This window comes from Sinorhizobium sp. KGO-5 (assembly GCF_036245905.1).
Taxonomy (GTDB): Bacteria; Pseudomonadota; Alphaproteobacteria; order Rhizobiales; family Rhizobiaceae; genus Sinorhizobium; species Sinorhizobium meliloti_A.
Genome location: NZ_BDIZ01000003.1, coordinates 465782 through 486202 on the forward strand (window position 1 = coordinate 465782; position 20421 = coordinate 486202).

Here is a 20421-nt window from a genome sequence, read left to right on the forward strand (position 1 = left end):
ACGAGAATCTTGACCGGCGCCTTGTGAGCCGATCGTTTGTCGAGCCTCGTCATCCCCATTCTGCTGGGCTGCGTAAATCTTCAGAGAGATTTGCCCCGTACCGGAACAAAGCGGAATGCGATTCGGTTGACTCCCCGGATATACAGGGAGTTAGCCATGGCAGTCTCGGCACGAGCCCAATGGAAGGGCTATCTCCGATTTGGTGAAGTCACTGCGCCGGTGGCGCTGTACACCGCCACGTCGACCTCCGACCGGATCGCCTTCCACACGGTCAACCGCGAAACCGGAAACCGGGTACGGCGCGAGTTCGTCGACAGTGTCTCCGGCAAGCCGGTGGAAAAGGAAGATCAGGTCAAGGGCTACGAGATCGGCGACGAGCGATATGTGGTGCTCGAGCCGGAGGAAGTCGCCTCCGCCGTTCCGGAGAGCGACAAGACGTTGCGGGTCCAGGCATTCATTACCTGCGACGACGTCGACAAGGTCTATTTCGACAAGCCCTATTATCTGACACCCGACAAGATGGGCACCGACGCATTCGCCTTGCTTCGGGAAGGCATGCGCAAGAAGAAGGTCGCCGCGATCGCCCAAACGGTCCTTTTCCGCCGCATGCGCACCGTTCTGCTTCGACCGCATGACAAGGGACTGATCGCGACGACCCTGAACTTCGACTACGAGGTTCGGAGCGCCAAGGAGGCCTTCAAGGAGATTCCGGACATCAAGATCGAGGGCGAGATGCTCGACCTTGCAAAGCACATCATCGGCATGAAGAAGGGCACCTTTTCGACCGAAGAATTTGACGATCGCTACGAGGCTGCGCTCGCCGAACTGATCAAGGCCAAGCTCGAAGGCAAGTCGCTGCCGAAACGCGCGCCGCCGAAGGTCTCGAAAGCCAATGATCTGCTTGAGGCGCTCCGCCAGAGCGCCGGGATGAAAAAGCCGCCGGCGGCATCGAAGAAGCGCGCGAGCAAGGAAAGCGCGGCAAAGACCAAGGCGAAAACGGCTGCAAAGAGCGCGCCCGCCCAGCGCCGCCGCGCAAGCTAGAGCGGGATGAGGAAAGTATTGCGATTTTTTGCCCGCATCCCGCTCTACTGTTGGAACCGGTCACGTACATGTTTTCAGGTCGAACCGACCTAAAAACATCATGATCCAGGGAGGTGAACGATGGCGCCCCCGCGTCCATATTGGAAAGGCTACCTGAAACTCTCGCTCGTCACCTGCCCCGTTTCGATGATGCCGGCGACCAGCGAGTCCGAAAAGGTCCGCTTCCACACGCTCAACCGCAAGTCCAACAACCGTGTCGTCTCCCGGTACGTCGATGCGGTGACCGGCAAAGAGGTCGACGAAGACGACGAGGTGAAAGGTTACGAGCGCGGCGAAAACGACTTCCTAGTGATCGAGGACGAAGAACTTGAGAGCGTCGCGCTCGAAAGCGCCAGGACGATCGACATCGAGAAGTTCGTTCCGCGCGAGGCGATAGAATGGATCTGGCTGGAGAAGCCTCACTACCTTACGCCCTCGGACGAGGTCGGCCACGAAGCTTTCAGCGTCATCCGCGACGCCATGGTAGCCGAGAAGGTCGCCGGCATTTCACGGCTCGTGATCGGCCGCCGCGAACGCGCCGTGATGCTGGAACCGTGCGGCAAAGGCATCGTCGTGTGGACCCTTCGCTATGGCGACGAGGTGCGCAAGCCGGAGACTTATTTCGCCGATATTGGCGATGGGGATGACGATCCGAAGCTGATGAGCCTCGTCACCTCGCTGATCGAAGAACGCAGCAAGCCATGGAACCCGGATATGGTCAGCGATCCCGTTCAGGAAAAGCTGCTCGAAATCATAGAAAGCAAGCGGAAGTCGGCCAAGAAGGTAGCCAAGCCGAAAGGCAAGGAGGGAGAGCCGGTCCATGCCGGGAACGTCATCGACCTCATGGCGGCGCTCAAGGGAAGCCTCGAGAAAAAGAAACCCGGTGGCAAGAAGTCTTGAGGCGAGCGGCATGCGTTTCCGGAGCGATCCGGGTACCCCGAGGGTGGCAACATCGGTTCATCCAATATCGCCGGGTCGGTCGCGGCATCCGTGCGGCGGCTATCGCAAGTGTAGCCTTGCCGATATGGTGGGTATAATTGAATGGTTTTCTTCGTATTGTTCCAGAAAGTTGGAAAGTGTCGAATCCAGGAACTCCGACCTTCGAGCAGCTCCGCGTCTTTCTGGCGGTAGTCGATAGCGGAAGCTTTGCTGGGGCCGCGCGCAAGCTCAACCGTGCAGTCTCGGTCATAACCTACGGGGTGGCCAATCTCGAAGCGCAGCTTGGCCTTGAGCTGTTCGAGCGCAAGGGCACGCGCAAACCGCAACTCACGGCCGCGGGGCGCGCAGTGCTCGCCGAAGCGCGCGGCCTCGCCGAGGGCATCGAGGGCCTGCGCGCCAAGGTCAAGGCGCTGCATGACGGCCTGGAAGCAGAAGTGGATATGGCCGTCGACGTGATGCTGCCGACGGAGCGGCTGGGAAAGGTGCTGCGAGCCTTCGCCGAAGCCTTTCCGACGGTATCGCTCCGACTGCATGTCGAGGCGCTGGGAGGGGTGACTGCGGCAGTACTGGACCACAAGGCGATGATCGGCATTTCCGGTCCCTTGGCGACCGGCGTTCGAGGCGTGGAGTGCATCGCGGCAGGCTCCGTATCAATGGTCCCGGTGGCGGCACCCCATCACCCGCTCGGGCGCATGGAGCGGATAGCACCGGGCGATGCCCGCGATCATGTCCAACTTGTGCTGACGGACCGTTCCCCCTTTACCGCAGGCCGGGACTTTTTCGTGCACAGCCCGCGTACATGGCGGCTGGCGGATCTTGGCGTGAAGCATGCGCTGCTGCGCGAGGGAATCGGCTGGGGAAACATGCCTCTTCCACTCATACGACCCGATCTGGCAAGCGGCGCGTTGCTCCGGCTTTCCATGCCGGATCACAGGGGTGGCATCTACCGGTTCGGCGGCATCTGGCGCCGGGATACCCCGCCGGGACCGGCCGCGGCGTGGCTGCTGAACCAGTTCGTGATACTCGGAGCCGCTGACATCGAGGAAGCCGGACTTTCCGACATTTAGAGCACTTCTGGAAGAAGTGTTCCCGTCCGGAGTGGACTCGGGTGAAGATTACAACGGTCTCAGCAGATGACGCACGATCGGCGGGTGATCACCGATATGAAAGGCGTTGAGCGTCTGCTGGTCGATCTGGTCGGCATGGGTGACGCGGGCGTGCTGGCGCTGATGCTCCAGCCAGCTTTCGACCACGAAGCTCTCGGCAACCCGCCCGGGCTCGGCAACGTCTTCCCACACATCCCAGCGGATCGCTCCGTCGCGTTGCCGTACCGATCGGAAGCGACGCAGGGCCGCGACGAATTCGGCCGTCCTGTCGGGTGCAATCCGATACTCGATCTCGACCAGAACTGGTCCGCGATCGCCGGCGGGCTGAACCGAGACCACGGGTTCAGCCCAGTGGTGCGAGGGCGCCAAGTCGGCGCCCGCATCCCTGGGAAGACGCCAGATCGCCGCGAGAACAAGTGCCGCCGCCTGGCCGATGGCCGCGATGGTGAGCGCCGTCGTGACATCGGTCCGTGCGGCGACCGAGCCCCACAGGACACTGCCGCCCGTCATGGCTCCCTGGAAGACGAGAAGATAGACCGCAAGCGCGCGCGCCTTCACCCAGCCGGGCGAGGCCATCTGCGCGGCGACGTTGAGCGAAGTCAGCATGGCGATCCATGCAAGGCCGGCAATCGCCATGACGGCGCCCGCCGCCCAGGCGTTCGACGTGATGGCCAGCAACAGGGTGGCCAGAGCGAAGAGCAGCGTCGCGCCGATGGAGAGCGTGTTGGCAGGAACATGCCGGCGCAGCTTCTTGAGCAGCAACGCCCCGACAACCGCTCCGGCACCCATGCAGCCGAGCAGGGCGCCATATCCGGCTGCGTCGAGCCCCAGACCGCGCCGCGCGACCAGCGGCAGCATGGCCCACAGCGCGCTGCTGAAGACGAAGAAGCCGACGGCGCGGACGAGCACCAGACGAAGTGCCGGCGCATGCCGGGCATAGCGATATCCGGCCTTCAGCGCGCCGACGAAGTGCTCCGGCGGCAGGGAGCGCGAGTCGGCCGGACGCTTCCATCTGACGAGCACGACGAGCACCGCAATGACCGATAGGGCATTGAGCGCAAAGACAGCGGCGGTTCCGGCCACGGCAACGATCACACCACCGAGCGCCGGGCCGATCGCGCGGGCGATATTGATCCCAAGGCTGTTGAGTGCGACGGCATCCGGCAGCGTGGGCTGATCGACCAGTTCCGGTACAATCGCTTGGAAGACAGGCGCGGTAAGGGCGGCGGATATCCCTAGCACCAATGTGGCGGCCAGCAACATATAGGGCGTCGTCAGGTCCTGCCAGGTCAGCCCGGCCAGGACTGCCGCGGCAACCAGACCGAGCGTCTGGCTCGCCAGCAGCATGCGACGTCGGTCGACAGTATCGGCCAGCGCGCCCGCCGGCAGCGCGAGCAGGAACATCGGCAAGGTGGTCGCTGCCTGCACGAGCGCAACCAGCAGAGGACTCGGCGACAGCGAGGTCATCAGCCAGCCGGCGCCGACATCGTGCATCCAGGTGCCGATGTTGGAAACGATGGTTGCGATCCACAGCGCCCGGAAAACCGGAAAGCTCAGCGGGCCGGCCTTACTTGCCGCGGCAGATTGGTGTGCAGTCAATGTCAGCTCCGTCCGATGGCTGGAAATGGCAATCGATATGAGTTCCCCGATCAACCGAGATGCTCGAGGAGCGTATTGACCTGTCACCGTCACACTGCCCAACAGCCGCAGCCCAATGCACCCCAGAACGTTCTGGAATCGGCCGTGGGAACACTGGCGCCGAGCGCGGCGGCGTGGTCGTGGCCATGCACGGCGCAGCCGTTCGCGCATCCGCAGCGCAGCGACAACTTGGCGCGCGCCTCCGGCGTCTTATGGTAGCCGCCGAAGGTGCTGACCGGCGACCAGTCGGGCATCGGTTTAGGAAGCTCCGGCGCAAGCGGGGTGTATTCGCCGTCCCCATGCACAACCTTACCGCCGAGAAGAGTGAGCACTGACCGGAGATGCACGATGTCGTCATCCGGCACAGCGAAATAGTCGTCGGAGAGCACAGCCAGATCGGCAAGTTGCCCTACCTTTATCTGACCTTTCTTGCCTTGCTCGCCGGAGAACCAGGTGTTGCCCTCGGTCCAGAGCCGAAGCGCGGTCTCGCGGTCGAGGCGATTGGCTTGCGGATAAAGACGCAGACCGCCGACGGTCTTTGACGTCACCAGCCAGGAGAGCGACGCCCAGGGATTGTAGCTCGCAACCCGCGTCGCGTCGGTTCCGGCGCCGACGGGAACCCCTGCCTGCATCATTCTCCGGATCGGCGGCGTGCGTTCGGCCGCCTTCGCGCCATAGCGCTCGACGAAATACTCGCCCTGATAGGCCATGCGATGCTGCACGGCGATGCCACCGCCAAGCGCGGCGATGCGGTCGATATTGCGATCGCTGATCGTCTCGGCGTGATCGAAGAACCAGTTGATGCCGGTGAACGGGATGTCCCGATTCACCTTCTCGAAGACATCGAGCGCGCGGCCGATCGTCTCGTCATAGGTGGCATGGAGCCTCCACGGCCAGCGGTTCTCCGCCAGCAGGCGAATGACCGGCTCGAGGTCAGCCTCCATATTCGGTGGCATCTCCGGCCGCTCGACGCGGAAATCCTCGAAGTCGGCCGCTGAGTAAACCAGCATCTCGCCGGCACCGTTATGCCGGTAACTGTCATCTCCCTTACCCGGTGAGACCTGCTTCACCCAGGAGGAGAAATCGGCGAGTTCCTGCTTGGGCTTCTGCGTGAAGAGATTGTAGCTGATGCGGACAGTAAGCTGGCCGTCGCGGTGCAGCCTTTCAACGATCTCATAGTCATCGGGGTAGTTCTGGAAGCCCCCGCCGGCGTCGATTACGCTGGTGACGCCAAGCGCATTGATCTCGCGCATGAAGTGGCGGGTCGAGTTGAGCTGGTATTCGGGCGGCAGTTTCGGCCCTTTGGCGAGCGTCGAATAGAGGATCGTCGCGTTCGGCTGAGCGAGCAGAAGGCCGGTCGGATTGCCGGCCGTATCGCGCAGGATCTCGCCGCCGGGTGGATTGGGCGTATCCTTCGTGTAGCCGACAACGCGCAGCGCTGCCGCATTCAACAGCGCCCGGTCGTAGAGGTGGAGGATGAAAACCGGCGTATCCGGCGCGGCTGCGTTCAATTCGCCGATGGTCGGCAGACGCTTCTCCGCGAATTGGTGTTCGGTAAAACCTCCCACGACACGCACCCATTGCGGTGCAGGCGTCCGGTCGACCTGCTCCTTGAGCATCGCCATCGCCTCAGCGAGGCTGGGCACGCCATCCCAGCGCAGCTCCATATTGTAGTTCAACCCACCACGGATGACGTGCGTGTGGCTGTCGATCAACCCCGGAATGACGCGGCGCCCTTTCACGTCGATGATGATTGCATCGGGTGCCGCAGCCCGCGCCGCGGCTTCGGAACCGACCGCCAGGAAACGCCCGTTGCGGATCGCTATGGCCATTGCGGACGGGTTTTGACGATCGAGCGTGGTCACCTTGGCGTTGACGAGGACCAGGTCATTATTGGGCATGGGAGTCTCCTTGGCATAGGCTCGGAATGGCGAGGACAGCGCCGCCGCGGCGACGCCGGCGATGGTCTGGCGACGGGTGAAGCTCATGAGTCCTTCTCCCGATTGTGAGGCATCGGCCCGAGCACGTGCTCGGCGCACCCGGTCTTGACGAAGGAAGTCACGTCCTGTCCGGCGAAGGCACGCTTGGCGATCGGTAGCATCTGCTCGCCGAGCAGCATGCCGAACAAACCGACGAGGGCGACGACGGGCGGCGCCGGCGAGCGGACGCCGAGCAGACTATAGACTACGCCCACCAGCAGGCCGGCGCCGAGCGAGAGCAGGTAGATCTTCATGCGGTCTCTCCTTCCCTGCGTTTGGATCGATTCCGGGATGGCTCCGCCCGCCCCCGGAAGGCGGCGCGCGCTTTCCGAGGACCACGGTCGGCCTGCCGCCGGATTGCGGCGCCGAGGATCGCCTTTCCTCGTTCCGCTCTAGCCGTGACCGCCCTCGGAGGCACCGAACATGGCCGTGGCATAGGTGATCCCGATGCCATAGGCGCCGCCCCACTTCTTCGCGATGCCGGTCGTGAGCTCGTAGGTGTCGGCCCGGGCCCAGTCGCGCTGCAATTCGAGAAGGTATTGCACCGAGGTCACCGGGCGGGCACCGGCCTGGACCATGCGCTCCACCGCACGCTCGTGGGCTTCGGCCGAAACATCGCCGCAGGCATCGGTGATCACATAGACTTCAAAGCCTTGGTCGAGCGCCGATAGCGTCGGACCGACGATGCAAACAGACGTCCACAGGCCGGCGAACACGATCCGATCCTTGCCGATACGGTTCACCTCCTCGATGACGGCCGCATCCTCCCAGGTGTTCATCGAGGTACGGTCAAGAAGCCGCTGGCCGGGAAAGGCGTCCGTGACTTCCGCAAACATCGGTCCCGAGAAGCTCTTTTCGGCGACGGTCGTGAGGATGGTGGGCACCTCGAAGCCGGCTGCCGCGCGGGATATGAGCGCCGCATTGTTGCGGAGCAGTTCCGGCGCGATGGACTTGGTCGCAAACGCCATCTGCGACTGGAAGTCGATAAGGACGAGCGCATGATCGGTCGGGGACAGCAACGTCTTGCCGGGCGTCGTGGTGGCGGTGATGCTCATCGTAGATCTCCTGCTGTTAACTCGTTTCGGCCGACCCGAATTCTTCAGGGGCGGGACCGTGATCCATGCTTTACAAAGGGACGGAGCGCGCATGTAGTTGTATAATTTCTCTGCATTCGTTCTAGAAAATTGAAAAGCAGCATCAGCAGGAACAAATCGGAAAGCGTCTCAGTTAGTTCGATTGCTGGACTCTCGGCGGCTTTGAGCTTCTTCAGATGTATCAGCACGTCGACCCAGCAAGGGAGACCATATGGCCGACTCCCTCGACCACGCACCGGCTCGAGCGAACAATCTGCCGCAGTTTCTGGCGCTGACCATTGGAGCAATCGGCGTCGTCTACGGCGATATCGGGACCAGTCCTCTTTACGCCTTCCGCGAGGCGCTGCGCCCTTTTGGGGCGGGTGGCGTCGGGCGAGAAGAGGTTATCGGTCTCGTGTCGTTGGTGATCTGGACGCTTACAGCCATCGTCACCATCAAATACGTGCTCTTCCTGCTTCGTGCCGATAACGATGGTGAGGGCGGCACTCTGTCCTTGCTTGCCCTGTTGCTGAAGAAGGGAAGCGGGTATCCGGTCATGATGTTTTTTGCCGGCGTTCTCGGTGCCGCTTTATTCATCGGCGACGCGATGATCACGCCTGCGCTGTCGGTGCTCTCGGCCGTCGAAGGCTTGAAGCTCGTGACGCCGGCACTCGACGACTACGTGCTGCCGATCGCCATTGTGATAATCCTGCTGCTTTTTGCCGTCCAGTCACGCGGAACCGGGGCTGTCTCGATATTTTTCGGTCCAATCACCCTGATTTGGTTTCTCGTCATGGCGGCCGCAGGGATTGCGCATATAGGCGACGATCTGGCGATCCTTTCAGCCTTCAACCCCCTCAACGCGGTCGGTTTCTTATGGGATGCCGGTCTCGTGGGCTTTATCGTGCTCGGCGCCATCTTCCTTACCGTAACAGGCGCTGAGGCGCTTTATGCCGATCTGGGCCACTTCGGGCGGCGGCCCATCCAGTCGGCCTGGTTTACGGTCGTGTTCCCCGCCCTTGCGTTGAACTATCTCGGACAAGGCGCGCTGGTGTTGTCCCATCCGGATGCCATCTCGAACCCGTTTTTCCTGATGTTCCCGAACTGGGCTTTGTTGCCGATGGTGGTTCTTGCAACTGCCGCAACGATCATCGCCAGCCAGTCCGTGATCACCGGAGCCTTTTCTCTCATACGGCAAGCAATCCACCTCGGCTTCCTCCCGCGGTTCGAGATCTGCTATACCTCGGAAACCCAGACCGGTCAGATATATCTACCTCTGGTCAACACCACCCTCCTCATCGGCGTGCTCGCCCTCATGCTGGTGTTCGGCAGTTCCGAGGCTCTTGCTCCGGCCTACGGCGTATCCATTACCGGCGCGATGGTGATTGACACGATTCTTGCCTTCGAGTTCGTGCGGCGCCAATGGGGCTGGTCCGCCTCGACAGCTACAGCGGTTCTGCTTCCCTTGTTCAGCCTTGAACTGATCTTTCTTGGCGCCAACCTGTTCAAGGTTCATCACGGCGGATACGTGCCTATCCTCATTGCCGGCGCCTTGATCACGATGATGTGGACCTGGCGAAAGGGTATCGGCCTGCTGCGCGAGAAGACTGCTCGTCAGGACATTCCGCTCAACCAGTTCATAACCATGGTTGAACGAAAGTCCGAGCATGCTCCTGTCGACGTGCCCGGAACTGCGATCTTCCTGACAGCCACACCGGAGACGACACCGGCTGTTTTGCTGCACAACATCAAGCACAATCACGTGCTGCACAGGCATAACGTCATCCTGACCATCAGGACTGCCAAAGTCCCCTACGTACCGGAGAAAGAGCGCTACACAATTACAAAGCTGTCTGACCGGTTCAGCCTATTGGAGCTGAGATTCGGCTTCATGGACGATCAGAATGTCTCAAAAGCCCTGGCGCGCTGTCGAAAGGAAGGATTCAAGTTCGACATAATGTCGACGTCCATTTATCTCGGCCGGCGTAAACTTATAGCGGATTCTCAATCAGGATTGCCGCAGTGGCAGGACAGGCTCTTCATCGCCATGGCCGACTCGGCGATTGATCCAACCGAGTACTTCCATCTGCCCGCAAATCGCGTGGTCGAGTTGGGAGAGCAAGTCATCATTTAAGGCCTCGAGAGAATCTGAAGTTTATGACGGCTGCACTGCGCAGGTCTGTCGACGCGCGCGTGATGTGTGCCGCCTTGGCAACCCCTTCTCACAGGTCTAGATTGGGTCCCCGCGGCGAGGGAGGCCCTGATGACATCAAGCTTCAACGTGCATGATGCAGCCGGTTATGAGCAGCTCATGGGCCGCTGGAGCCGGAAGCTTGCGCCGAAATTCATAGATTTTGCCGGCGTCGCCGATGGAGAGAAGGTTCTGGATGTCGGCTGCGGAACCGGCAGTCTCACCTTCGCGCTCGCCGACGCCGCCAGGCTCGAAGAGATCGCCGCGATCGACTATTCGCCCGTCTTCGTGGAGGAGGCGATCCGGCGCAACACCGATCCGCGCATAAAGATAAGAGAAGCGGATGCCTGCGCCCTGCCGTTCGAAGACCGGACCTTCGACCGCGCCTTCGCCCTTCTCGTGCTCCACTTCGTACCCGAAGCGGGCAAGGCCGTGGCCGAGATGCGCCGCGTGGTGCGTCCCGGCGGCGTCGTCGCGGCGGCGGTGTGGGACCATTTCGGCGGAATGCCCGGCATGCGCATGATGGTCGACACGGTGGCGGCGCTCGGCGAAGGCGGGCGCGCACTTCGCGCCCGCTACTGCTCCCAGCCGATGATGCAGCCGGGAGAAATGAAGCGGACATTTGTCGAGCAGGGTCTCGCAAACGTCATGGAAACCGAGCTGATGATCCGCATGGATTACCGGAACTTCGACGATTACTGGGCGCCGATCGGCGCGGGCGAAGGGCCGCTCGGAAAATATGTGGCAACGCTCGATGCGGAAGAGCGGGCACGCACCCGTGCCGCCGTGCGCGACGCCTACGAAGCCGGCCGGCCCGACGGTCCGCGCTCATTTGCGAACGTCGCCTGGGCCTGCCGGGGCACAGTTCCGTGATCGAGCCGCTCGCGATCGCGTGCACCGACATTCTCAGCCGGTCCGCCTGGCCAGCATAGGCACATGAACTAAGGCCTGTTGAGATTCGGGCCACCCGCGGCGGCTTGTTTGAGTTCCTCATTCCTGTGCTTGTCACAGGAATCCAGCCAGACCAAGTCCTTGGGCTGAAAGAAAGCTTCCCGCGCCGCAGACGCGGCGCTGCTCGATCCCTGTGACGAGCACAGAGATTAGGGTGAGGGGAGATTGCAGTCCTCCGATACGTTACCCACAGCGCCGCGCGTCTTGTGAGACGCGCAAAGGTCGCTGTAGCACTTTGAGCTGCTCAACAGGCCTTAATGCAGAACTGGCGGCGCTTGACGCCGGAACAGTGCGATCAGTGAGATACCGTGCTGCAAAAGAAGTTCCGCGGCCGGCAAATCCATTGTCGCGACGTCTTCGGCGCAACCGCTGATAATTCTGGCGAGACTGATCGAGTTTGCTGCAAACCGATCATCGCCGATTTCCTGTGCCTCGTCCGCGGTGGCTTCAAGTGCGTCCGCGACAAGGGTCATCAGGTTTGCGCGCTCGCGAGGCGTCATCTCATTCAGGGTCTTGGCAGAATCCCGCATTGCTGGCTCCTTTGGTCGTTAAGGCGGCCTCCGCAGGCGCGGCCGGTCGGCCGGGCGGACGTATGCCACGTTTATTGTTGGAGTACGGGTCGAAGCTTTCATTGCATAAATCGGTATCAGGCACGGCGAATGCAAGGAATGGCTACTATGCGGCTACCGCATGCCCGGGTTGATACCGGCAACCGCGGACGTAATGTCGCGTGAACAAGGGCGGTCATTGTCCACGTCTTCGGAGCGGGACGAGGCGAACCGTGTGCGGTTTTCCGCCCGTATGCCGCCCTGCTTACCAGAATCGATCACGATTTTAGGCCGATCCGACCTGCAATCATAGGGACTAAGAGGCCCCTCCCCGCTCCAGCCACGCCTTCAGCGCAACCGCATTGTTGTGCGCCTCGTCACGCGCGGCATAAAGCAGCGTCAGCGGCCCCTCTTTCCATCGTTCGCGCAACTCCGCTACCGCCGCCTGCGCGGCCCCGCTCTCGAGCTCCTCCGCATAGGCGACGCAGAACGCATCCCAATCCTGCGGCTTCCCATGAAACCGCTTGCGCAGCGCGTCGCTCGGCGCGATGTCCTTGAGCCAGAAGTCGATGCCGGCCTTTTCCTTGGCGACGCCGCGCGGCCAGAGCCGGTCGACGAGGATGCGCGTACCGTCGGACGCGCCCGGCGCCTGGTAGACACGCTTCAACTGGAGTGATGCCATAGGGTCCCCACGATGCGTGCCGGGGCGGCCGCAACCGTCCCGGGGAGGAAAACTGCTTCATCCAGCGTAGCGGAGCCTTGCTAATCGTGGAAGAAGCCCTGTATCTCTTCCGGCGTGACCTTGCCGTCGCGGTTGATATCGACCTTGTCGAAAACCCGCTTGTGGATGGTGCTGATCTCCTCGAAGGAAAGGGCGCCGTCATTGTCCGCATCGGTGATGGCGAACATGATTTTCATCATCTGACGGTGCATCGTCTGCCGGTGCATCATCATGCCCCGCATCCGGTCGCGGTGCCGCATCCGGTCGCCGCGCTTCCCGTCGCCACGTATCATGTCCTCGCGCATCATGTCTGGTTGATCGCCTTGGGTGACGCTTCCGCCGCCCCCCTGATCGCCGGGTTGCATGTCGGGTTCAATGCCCTGGTCCTGGGCCGGCATTTCTCCTGCGGGCGGAATTGGAGCGGGTGCCTGGGCGGCAGTGGCCGTTGCGGCGCTGATGGCCATGATGGCGGCAAGGGCCGTCACGGTCGGAAATTTCATCAGTGACATGTGAGCTCCTCCTCGAGTTGCACGTCGGTGTGCGGTAGCGGCTGCATTGTCCTCAGACGGCGCGGCGGCTTCGCCGCGGTCATAAAACAGCCGCCCCATCGCCTGCTAACCGCAAGGGCGTGGAGAGGTTCCGATACCGGCCGCCCTTCTTTCGGTGCCGGGCAAAAACGCCTTACACCTCAGTGCCATCACGAACGGCGCGCCAGGCAGCGATGATCGCCCCGGCGGTCCTCTCGCCGGCTCGGTCGTCCGTCAGCCAGGAGATGACCGAGAGCCGCATCACCTTGCGGCCGCGCCAGACCGCGCCGCCGGCGAACAGGATGCCGTCGGCCTGCAGCCTGGCGATCGTCGCCTGGGTCATCCGGTCGCCTTCATCGCCCGGCATCGCCGCTTCGAAACGTACCAGGACCTGATTGAGGACCACCTCGTTCAGGACGTTTATGCCGTCTTCGCCGCTCAGCCGCTCGGCGATGGCGCGGGCGACGCGGCAATGCCGGTCGACCATGGCGGCGATGCCTTCGCGTCCCAGATGCTTGATCATCGCCCAGGTGGCAAAACCGCGGGCTCGGCGCGACAGTTCGGGCACGAAATGGCTCGGGTCCCGCTCGCCCTCGGTGGTCGGCGGCAGGTAGCTCGCGGCGATCGTCATCGCCCGGCGATGGGCTTCCTGATCGCGGATGATGGCATATCCGCAGTCATAGGGCGTCTGCAGCCATTTGTGGCCATCGGTCGCCCAGGAATGTGCTTCTTCGATCCCGTCGGTGAGCCCGCGCTTTCCGGGAGTGGCGCGCGCCCAGAGGCCGAAGGCGCCGTCGACATGAACCCAGGCGCCCAGGCCGCGGGCAATCGGCATGATGCCGGCGAAGTCGTCGAAGGCACCGGTATTGATCTGTCCTGCCTGCAGTATCGCAATGCAGGGACCGGAGACCTGCGCCGCGGCCTCGGCGAAAGCCGAGCCGGTGATGCGACCCATGTCGTCGGTCTGGACGCGCAGCACGCGGTCGTGCCCGAAGCCCAGGAACTGCAGCGCCGAAAAGACCGTCGCATGCGCGTCGTCGCCGATCAGTACCGCGACCGGCGGCGCGCCGAAGAGGCCCTGCGCCTCGACATCCCATCCGGCCTGCCGCAGCACCTCTCCGCGCGCTGCGGCGACGCAGATGAAATTGGCAAGCGTCGCCCCGGTCGCAAAGCCGACGGAACTCTCCCGCGGGAGATCGAGAAGATCGAGCAGCCAGTTGGCCGCGATTGCCTCGGCGGCGGCTGCGGCCGGCGCCGCGTGATGGTTGCCGGCATTCTGTCCCCAGGCGCTCGTCATCCAGTCGGCAGCAACCCCGACCGGATGGGAACCACCGATGACCCAGCCGAAGAAGCGTGGCCCCGTCATCGCGTGAAGCCCCGGCTCCGCTTTCGCGGCAAGCTCGTCGATCACTACGGTACCGGCGCTTCCCCGTTCCGGCAGAGCTTCCCGAAACATCTTCAATGCGGCCGGATACGATTGCTCCGGCCGCTGCGGCAGCTCCGTAATTTTCTCGCGGAAACGCGCGGCGTGCTCCGCCGCGCGTTGAAGAATTTCGCCGGTCGTTTGCTCCTTCATGAACTGCCTCCAGACGTTACCTACGAACGAGGCCACCCGCTTCAGGCCGCCCCGCGTTCCTCTATCGGCCGGACGTTCTGGTTCATCCGGAAGAGATTGAGCGGGTCGTAATGCCGCTTGACCTCGACGAGCCGGCCATAGTTCGCGCCGTAGGCCGCCTCGACCCGGTCCATCTCGTCTTCAGGCATGAAATTGACGTAGGCCGTGCCGGCGGCATAGGGCTTTGCTGCCTCGAAGAGATGCCGCGCCCAGTCGATGCAGGCCTGGTCCATCGCCGCGTCGCGCCATCGGCCGTGCACGTTCATGACGAAGTGCGAGTTGCGCTGCGGGAAAGCGGTTTCCTCTGCCGCAACGCGGCCGGCGGCGCCGCCGACATGGGCGATGAATACCTCGCATTCCGGGCCCGGCAACTGCCGGATCGATTCGGTGAGAATGCCGATCGCCTGATCGGAAAGCTCCATGAAGTCGTGGCTCTTCCAGTAGTTGCGGGCACCCGGAGCGAGTAAGGGGTCGAAAGCCTGCTGCCAGCCGACGAAGGGATGCGGCGATACCACGTCGGCGATCGGATTGCCGATCGCCCGCAGCTCCGCCACCGCCTTCTCGCCCGCTTCGAGATCGCCGCAATAGCACATGGCGAGCACGACGACCTCCTTGCCGTGCCATTCGGCCGGTATGAAGGGCAGCGGTGGCGCCTGGCGCATCACCACCCAGCAGGTGAGTTCGTCCGGCGCATTTTCGAGCGCCTGCCTGTATTGCTGCAGCACGCTTTCGGCTTCGGCAAAGGGATGGACGACGAGCCCGGAGAGCACGTCGGGGCCGAGTTCGTGCAGGCGGAATTCGAAGGCCGTCACGACCCCGAAATTGCCGCCGCCGCCCCTGATGGCCCAGAATAGGTCGCGGTGCTCGGTGGGGCTCGCGCGCACCAGTTCGCCGTTGGCCGTAACCACATCGGCCGATAGCAGGTTGTCGATCGTCAATCCGAATTTGCGCGTGATCCAGCCGAACCCGCCGCCGAGCGTCAGGCCGGCAATGCCGGTCGTCGAGTTGATGCCGGTCGGCAATGCAAGACGGAAGGCCTGCGTCTCCACGTCGAGATCGGCAAGCGTCGCCCCCGGCTCGACCCAGGCCGTCTTCGTTGTCGCATCGACCCGCACCGATTTCATCGGCGTGAGGTCGATCACCATGCCGCCGTCGCAGACCGCGTTGCCGGCGATGTTGTGACCGCCGCCGCGCACCGCGACGAGCAACCGGTTCTCCGCCGCGAAGCGCACCGCATTGACGACGTCGGCCGCTCCGGCGCATTGCACGATCAGCCCGGGCCTTCGGTCGATCATGCCGTTCCAGATCGTGCGCGCCCCGTCATAAGCGGCGTCGGTCGCAATCAGGACGCGCCCGCGAAGGCGCGCAGCAAAGGCCTCGATTGCCGCGGCGCTGATCATTGTTATTCCGTTTTGCAGATTGATGAGGCTCATGTCGTTCATGATTCGCTCCTCCCGCGGTGAACCATTGCCCCCAGCGGCGGGCATTCTGCGCCTTTGCCCTACACCCGGCAAGCAGACCCGCGGTCGCCGCACCTAGTCCTTTGGGGTTAGCTTGCAGGGCGCCAACACGGCTTCCCGCCAGCGCGATTCTTGCAATCGTGGCTAAAATGCTCCAATGAACCGCCGGCGCGGCAATCCGCGAAATGGCGGTCGAAGGCAGTATGGAGAGGGAAGTCGTGGGCATGAAGGTGGTCATTCTCGCCGGCGGATACGGCACCCGCATTTCGGAGGAGAGCCACCTCAGGCCGAAGCCTATGATCGAGATCGGCGGGCGCCCGATCCTCTGGCACATCATGAAGATCTACAGCCATTACGGCTTTTCGGATTTCGTGATCTGCCTCGGCTATCGCGGCTACATGATCAAGGAGTACTTCTCCAACTATATCCTGCATTCCTCCGACGTCACCTTCGACATGACGACGGGCGAGACAGCCTATCACACGAAGAGTGCCGAACCCTGGCGGGTGACGCTGGTCGATACGGGACCGGACTCAATGACCGGCGGCCGCTTGAAGCGTGTCGCCGGCTATCTCGGCGAGACCTTCTGCCTGACCTATGGCGACGGCGTCGCCGATGTCGATATCCGCGCGCTCACCGAATTCCATTTGCGTCACGGCCGCGAAGCGACGGTGACGAGCGTCGTGCCGCCGGGGCGCTATGGTGCGCTCGCCACCGAAGCCGGGCAGGTCATGAGCTTTACCGAGAAACCGGCTGGCGACAACGGCCGTATCAATGGCGGCTTTTTCGTTCTCAATCGCTCCGTGCTCGACCGCATCGCGGGAGATCACGTCCCCTTCGAAAGCGCGCCGCTCGAGGGCCTGGCGCGCGACGGGCAGCTGATGGCTTTCCCGCATGAAGGTTTCTGGCGCCCGATGGACACGCTGCGCGACAAGACCCAGCTCGAAGAGCTCTGGCAGCAGAACCGCGCGCCCTGGAAAGTCTGGGCATGAGCCGTCTCCCTGATCCGGGATTCTGGGCGGGAAAGCGCGTCCTGCTGACCGGCCATACGGGCTTCAAGGGAAGCTGGGCGGGTGTGTGGCTCCAGGAGATGGGCGCGCATGTGACCGGCTATGCACTTCCGCCCGCCTCTCGGCCGTCGCTCCACGACCTGTTGCATCCGAACGGAGCACCGGGCGGTCAATTCGGCGACATTCGCGACGGTGAAGCGCTCGCGACGATCGCACGCAAGAGCGAGCCGGAGATCGTCCTGCACATGGCGGCGCAGCCGCTGGTCCGCGAAAGCTATGCGGAGCCTGCTGAGACTTTCGACGTCAATGTCATGGGCACGGTCCGGCTGCTCGAAGCGGTCCGTGCGGCGCCTTCCGTGAAGGCCGTCCTCGTCGTGACGACCGACAAGGTCTATCGCAACGACGAGAGCGGGCGGCATTTCCGGGAGAGCGATACGCTTGGCGGGCATGACCCCTATTCGGGCTCCAAGGCAGCCTGCGAGCTTGCCGTCGCAACCTGGCGCAGCGCCTACCTTAAGGAGCGCCGCATTCGTGTCGCCACGGCACGAGGCGGCAATGTGATCGGCGGCGGCGACTTTTCCGACGACCGGCTCGTGCCGGACGTCGTGCGCGCCGCCCTTTCCGGCTCGCGGCTCAATATTCGCAGCCCGCTCGCGACGCGTCCCTGGCAGCACGTGCTTGATTGTCTCAACGGCTATTTTCTCTTTGCCGAGGCACTCTACAAGGGCGAAAGCGATGTCGATGCGCTGAATTTCGGCCCCTCGCCATCCGAGCCGGCGATCCCCGTGCGCGACGTGGCGAACGCCGTGCAGGCCGCGATGGGGCTCGACCCCGAATGGGACGACGTCTCGGCGCTCGAGCAACCGCGCGAGATGCAGACGCTCGGCCTCGATCCGGCCCTCGCCGGCGAGAGCCTCGCATGGCGCCCGCGCCTCGCCCAGAAGCAGGCGATCGAGTGGACCGCGCGCTGGTACGACGGCTGGCGCCGCGGCGAAGCTGCGCGTCAACTCACGCTCGACCAGATAGAAGCATTCACGAAAGGCCTTTGATCCACGATGTCCCACTCCTGCCGCTTCTGCTCGACCCCGCTCGAAACCGTCGTGGCCGACCTCGGGGCGACACCCTGGTCCAACTCGTTTCTCGAGCCTACCGAGGAGGCGATCGCCCGGGAGAAGGCTTTTCCGCTGAAGGTGATGGTCTGTTCCGAATGCCTGCTCGTCCAGACGACCGAGACGGTCCCGGCCGACGAAATCTTCAACGCCGACTACCACTATCTCTCGTCATTCTCGACGAGCTGGCTCGACCATGCGCGCCGTTATTCAGAGGCGATGACCGAACGCTTCGCTCTCGACGGCAGCTCGCAGGTGGTGGAAGTCGCGTCGAACGACGGCTACCTGCTGCAATATTTCGCGGCCAAGCAAATTCCCGTGCTCGGCGTCGAGCCGGCGGCCAATGCTGCGAGGATCGCCGAAGGCCGCAATGTGCCGACCCTTGTCGCCTTCTTCGGCCGCGACACGGCCAACGCGCTCGTCGCCCGCGGCATCCGCGCCGATCTCACCGCCGCCAACAATGTTCTCGCCCATGTGCCGGATATCGCGGATTTCGTCAGCGGCTTTGCGATCCTCCTGAAGCCGGACGGCGTCGCTACCTTCGAGTTTCCGCACCTCCTGCGGTTGATCGAAGGCATCCAATTCGACACGATCTATCACGAGCACTATTCCTACCTCTCGCTCGCGGCCGTCGAACGTATCTTCGCCGCTTGCGGGCTGAAGGTCTTCGATGTCGAGGAACTGCCGACCCATGGAGGCTCGCTGCGCGTCTACGCCCAGGCGGTGTCCGGAAACAGACCGGCGACCGCGAAGCTCGCCGAAGTGCGGGCCGAGGAGGAAAGCGCCGGACTCACGCAGATGCCCACCTACGCCGCCTTGGGGAGGCGCATCGCCGCGGTCTGCGATGGATTCCGCGCGTTTCTCGCGCAGGCCAGAAGCGAAAACAAGCGCGTAGCGGCCTACGGCGCTGCAGCAAAGGGCAACACCTTCCTGAACGTCTGCGGGGTCACCGCGTCGGATATCGACTTCATCGTCGACCGCAACGATCTGAAGCAGGGCAAGCTCTCGCCCGGCAGCCACATTCCGATCTACGATCCCGCCAGGATCGAGGCCGAAAAACCCGACTATATCGTCATCCTGCCCTGGAACCTGACCGACGAGATCGTCGCCGCCCACGCCTATATCCGCTCCTGGGGCGGCCGCTTCGTCGTCGCCATTCCGGAAGTGCGGGTGATCTAGTCTAAGGCCTGTCGAGATTCATTTTGAGTTTATGACGGCTGCCGCGAGATGGATAGTGGCGTTGATGCTCTGGTCGGTTTTGTCGGCGCGCATGGCGATGCGCTTGAATTCATTGAGTACCGATCGTGCGCCACTGCATGTGTCCATTGATCGTAGCCGATCAATGGACACATGCAGCAGCTCAAAGTGCTACAGCGACCTTTGCGCGTCTCATAAGACGCGCGGCGCTGTAGGAAACGTATCGGAGGACTGCAACCTCTCCTCCCCTCATCCCTGTGCTCGTCACAGGGATGAGAGCAGCGCCGCGTCTGCGCGCGGGAAGCGTTCTTTCAGCCCAAGGACTTGGTCTGGCTGGATTCCTGTGACGAGCACAGGAATGAGGAAATCAAACAAACCGCCGCGGGTATTCGATCTCAACGGACTTAGGAAAGTGAGTGCGGTTTTCCGCCCGCATCCCGCTCTAACCTCTTGAATCGATCACGATGACTTAGGTCGATCCTAGATCAGAAGCGGACCTGTCAAAGCCTCTTCAGGAAGCCATCCGGCGCAACGGTCACCATCAACTTGTTCTGAACCGACCGGTCGATCTCGAACTCAGGATGCGATTTCAGATACTCATGCACTGCGGTCTTCGGATTGTCGCCCACGTCCCAGGGGCGGTCGTCGAAGAATCCCGCGGGCATGTCTTCGACCAGAGTGTCGAAGACCACGCAATAGCAGCCGGCCGTCACCATCGGCGCATAGGCTTCGAGTTCGGCGAGCACATGCGCATGGGTATGCATGGAATCGAGGCATACCATGACGCGGCTGTAGCCGACCGACGCCTGACGCACCTGCGCGACGATGTCCGGATCGATGGACGATCCCTCGAACATCTGGATGCGGCTCGCCATCGGATGGCTCTCGATCGCCGCGCGGTTGTGGGCGCGAATGTCGATGTCGATGCCGATGACCTTGCGCTTGGACCGGCCGGGGTCGAATGAAACGCCCGCCTCGATCGCATGGCACATGTCGAGCATGGCGAGCAGCGAGGCGCTCATGATCACCGAGCCTCCATGCGCGATCCCGGTCTCGATCACCAGATCGGGCCGCGTCGCCCAGATCAGTTCCTGCATGGCCAGGATATCCTGCGGATACTGAATGATCGGGCGCCCCAGCCAATCGAAATTATAGACGTAACGCTTCGCCATAGAAGCTTCGCGCCACTGGTTCGACAGCGCCTGGAAATCGCCGTCACGGCCGTAGCCGTCGATCGCGGCCGCCCGCTCGGTGCGGAATTGTTCGATAGGGTCCAT

At 62.8% G+C, this 20421-nt stretch carries 18 protein-coding genes; 8 read left to right on the top strand and 10 right to left on the bottom strand.

Annotated features, from left to right (window positions below; translation table 11 throughout):
• Positions 1-156 precede the first annotated feature (156 nt).
• The 3 genes from ku (BHD07_RS16190) (at position 157) to BHD07_RS16200 (ending at position 3086) form a co-directional block, all read left to right on the top strand.
• A complete protein-coding gene (gene ku / locus BHD07_RS16190; RefSeq protein WP_338281614.1) occupies positions 157-1041 on the top strand; it encodes a non-homologous end joining protein Ku in 885 nt (294 codons plus the stop codon).
• 120 nt (positions 1042-1161) lie between these two features.
• Positions 1162-1980: a non-homologous end joining protein Ku gene (gene ku, locus BHD07_RS16195; protein WP_275599289.1), complete on the top strand. Its 819-nt coding sequence runs from the start codon at positions 1162-1164 to the stop codon at positions 1978-1980.
• A gap of 176 nt (positions 1981-2156) precedes the next feature.
• Positions 2157-3086 (top strand): LysR family transcriptional regulator, encoded by a 930-nt coding sequence (locus BHD07_RS16200; protein WP_275599290.1) that lies wholly within the window; start codon positions 2157-2159, stop codon positions 3084-3086.
• Positions 3087-3134: 48 nt separating this feature from the next.
• Here the strand turns inward: BHD07_RS16200 and BHD07_RS16205 are convergent, their stop codons facing one another.
• The 4 genes from BHD07_RS16205 to BHD07_RS16220 all read right to left on the bottom strand — a co-directional run bounded on the left by BHD07_RS16205 (position 3135) and on the right by BHD07_RS16220 (position 7791).
• Positions 3135-4724 (bottom strand): MFS transporter, encoded by a 1590-nt coding sequence (locus BHD07_RS16205; RefSeq protein ID WP_338281617.1) that lies wholly within the window; start codon positions 4722-4724, stop codon positions 3135-3137.
• Between the two features lie 89 nt (positions 4725-4813).
• Complete coding sequence (locus BHD07_RS16210) at positions 4814-6751, bottom strand: amidohydrolase (RefSeq protein WP_338281619.1); 1938 nt, start codon at positions 6749-6751, stop codon at positions 4814-4816.
• Positions 6748-6996 (bottom strand): XapX domain-containing protein, encoded by a 249-nt coding sequence (locus BHD07_RS16215; protein WP_324763538.1) that lies wholly within the window; start codon positions 6994-6996, stop codon positions 6748-6750. The genes BHD07_RS16210 and BHD07_RS16215 overlap by 4 nt, the downstream gene beginning before the upstream one ends.
• Positions 6997-7134: 138 nt before the next feature.
• The gene (locus BHD07_RS16220; RefSeq protein WP_338282302.1) at positions 7135-7791 is read right to left on the bottom strand and encodes a hydrolase; all 657 of its coding nucleotides are present in this window, start codon (positions 7789-7791) and stop codon (positions 7135-7137) included.
• A 256-nt stretch (positions 7792-8047) separates the two neighbouring features.
• On the opposite strand from BHD07_RS16220, the gene BHD07_RS16225 reads away from it, so the two are divergent.
• Together BHD07_RS16225 and BHD07_RS16230 are read left to right on the top strand one after the other, a co-directional pair.
• Positions 8048-9949, top strand: coding sequence for a potassium transporter Kup (locus BHD07_RS16225; RefSeq protein WP_338281621.1), 1902 nt, complete (start codon positions 8048-8050; stop codon positions 9947-9949).
• A gap of 129 nt (positions 9950-10078) precedes the next feature.
• Positions 10079-10879, top strand: coding sequence for a class I SAM-dependent methyltransferase (locus tag BHD07_RS16230; RefSeq protein ID WP_338281622.1), 801 nt, complete (start codon positions 10079-10081; stop codon positions 10877-10879).
• A gap of 332 nt (positions 10880-11211) precedes the next feature.
• Here the strand turns inward: BHD07_RS16230 and BHD07_RS16235 are convergent, their stop codons facing one another.
• From BHD07_RS16235 to BHD07_RS16255, 5 genes are all read right to left on the bottom strand, one after another.
• Complete coding sequence (locus tag BHD07_RS16235; RefSeq protein WP_018098276.1) at positions 11212-11487, bottom strand: hypothetical protein; 276 nt, start codon at positions 11485-11487, stop codon at positions 11212-11214.
• 334 nt (positions 11488-11821) lie between these two features.
• Positions 11822-12187: a DUF488 domain-containing protein gene (locus BHD07_RS16240; RefSeq protein WP_338281624.1), complete on the bottom strand. Its 366-nt coding sequence runs from the start codon at positions 12185-12187 to the stop codon at positions 11822-11824.
• 80 nt (positions 12188-12267) lie between these two features.
• Positions 12268-12735 (bottom strand): EF-hand domain-containing protein, encoded by a 468-nt coding sequence (locus BHD07_RS16245; protein WP_275599296.1) that lies wholly within the window; start codon positions 12733-12735, stop codon positions 12268-12270.
• A 172-nt stretch (positions 12736-12907) separates the two neighbouring features.
• Positions 12908-14329, bottom strand: coding sequence for a pyridoxal phosphate-dependent decarboxylase family protein (locus BHD07_RS16250; RefSeq protein ID WP_338281626.1), 1422 nt, complete (start codon positions 14327-14329; stop codon positions 12908-12910).
• A gap of 41 nt (positions 14330-14370) precedes the next feature.
• Positions 14371-15810: an FAD-binding oxidoreductase gene (locus BHD07_RS16255; RefSeq protein WP_338281628.1), complete on the bottom strand. Its 1440-nt coding sequence runs from the start codon at positions 15808-15810 to the stop codon at positions 14371-14373.
• A gap of 242 nt (positions 15811-16052) precedes the next feature.
• Here BHD07_RS16255 and rfbF point away from each other — a divergent pair, with 242 nt between their 5' ends.
• From rfbF to BHD07_RS16270, 3 genes are read left to right on the top strand one after another with little or no spacing between them, the layout of a single operon-like run.
• Positions 16053-16820 (top strand): glucose-1-phosphate cytidylyltransferase, encoded by a 768-nt coding sequence (rfbF, locus tag BHD07_RS16260; RefSeq protein WP_100671623.1) that lies wholly within the window; start codon positions 16053-16055, stop codon positions 16818-16820.
• Positions 16817-17887 (top strand): CDP-glucose 4,6-dehydratase, encoded by a 1071-nt coding sequence (gene rfbG, locus BHD07_RS16265; protein ID WP_275599299.1) that lies wholly within the window; start codon positions 16817-16819, stop codon positions 17885-17887. The genes rfbF and rfbG overlap by 4 nt, the downstream gene beginning before the upstream one ends.
• Before the next feature lie 6 nt (positions 17888-17893).
• Positions 17894-19126 carry a class I SAM-dependent methyltransferase gene (locus BHD07_RS16270; RefSeq protein WP_338281630.1) on the top strand — a complete coding sequence of 411 codons (1233 nt, stop codon included), beginning with the start codon at positions 17894-17896 and terminating at the stop codon, positions 19124-19126.
• Between the two features lie 518 nt (positions 19127-19644).
• Here the strand turns inward: BHD07_RS16270 and BHD07_RS16275 are convergent.
• Positions 19645-20421, bottom strand: coding sequence for a cephalosporin hydroxylase family protein (locus tag BHD07_RS16275; protein ID WP_338281631.1), 777 nt, complete (start codon positions 20419-20421; stop codon positions 19645-19647).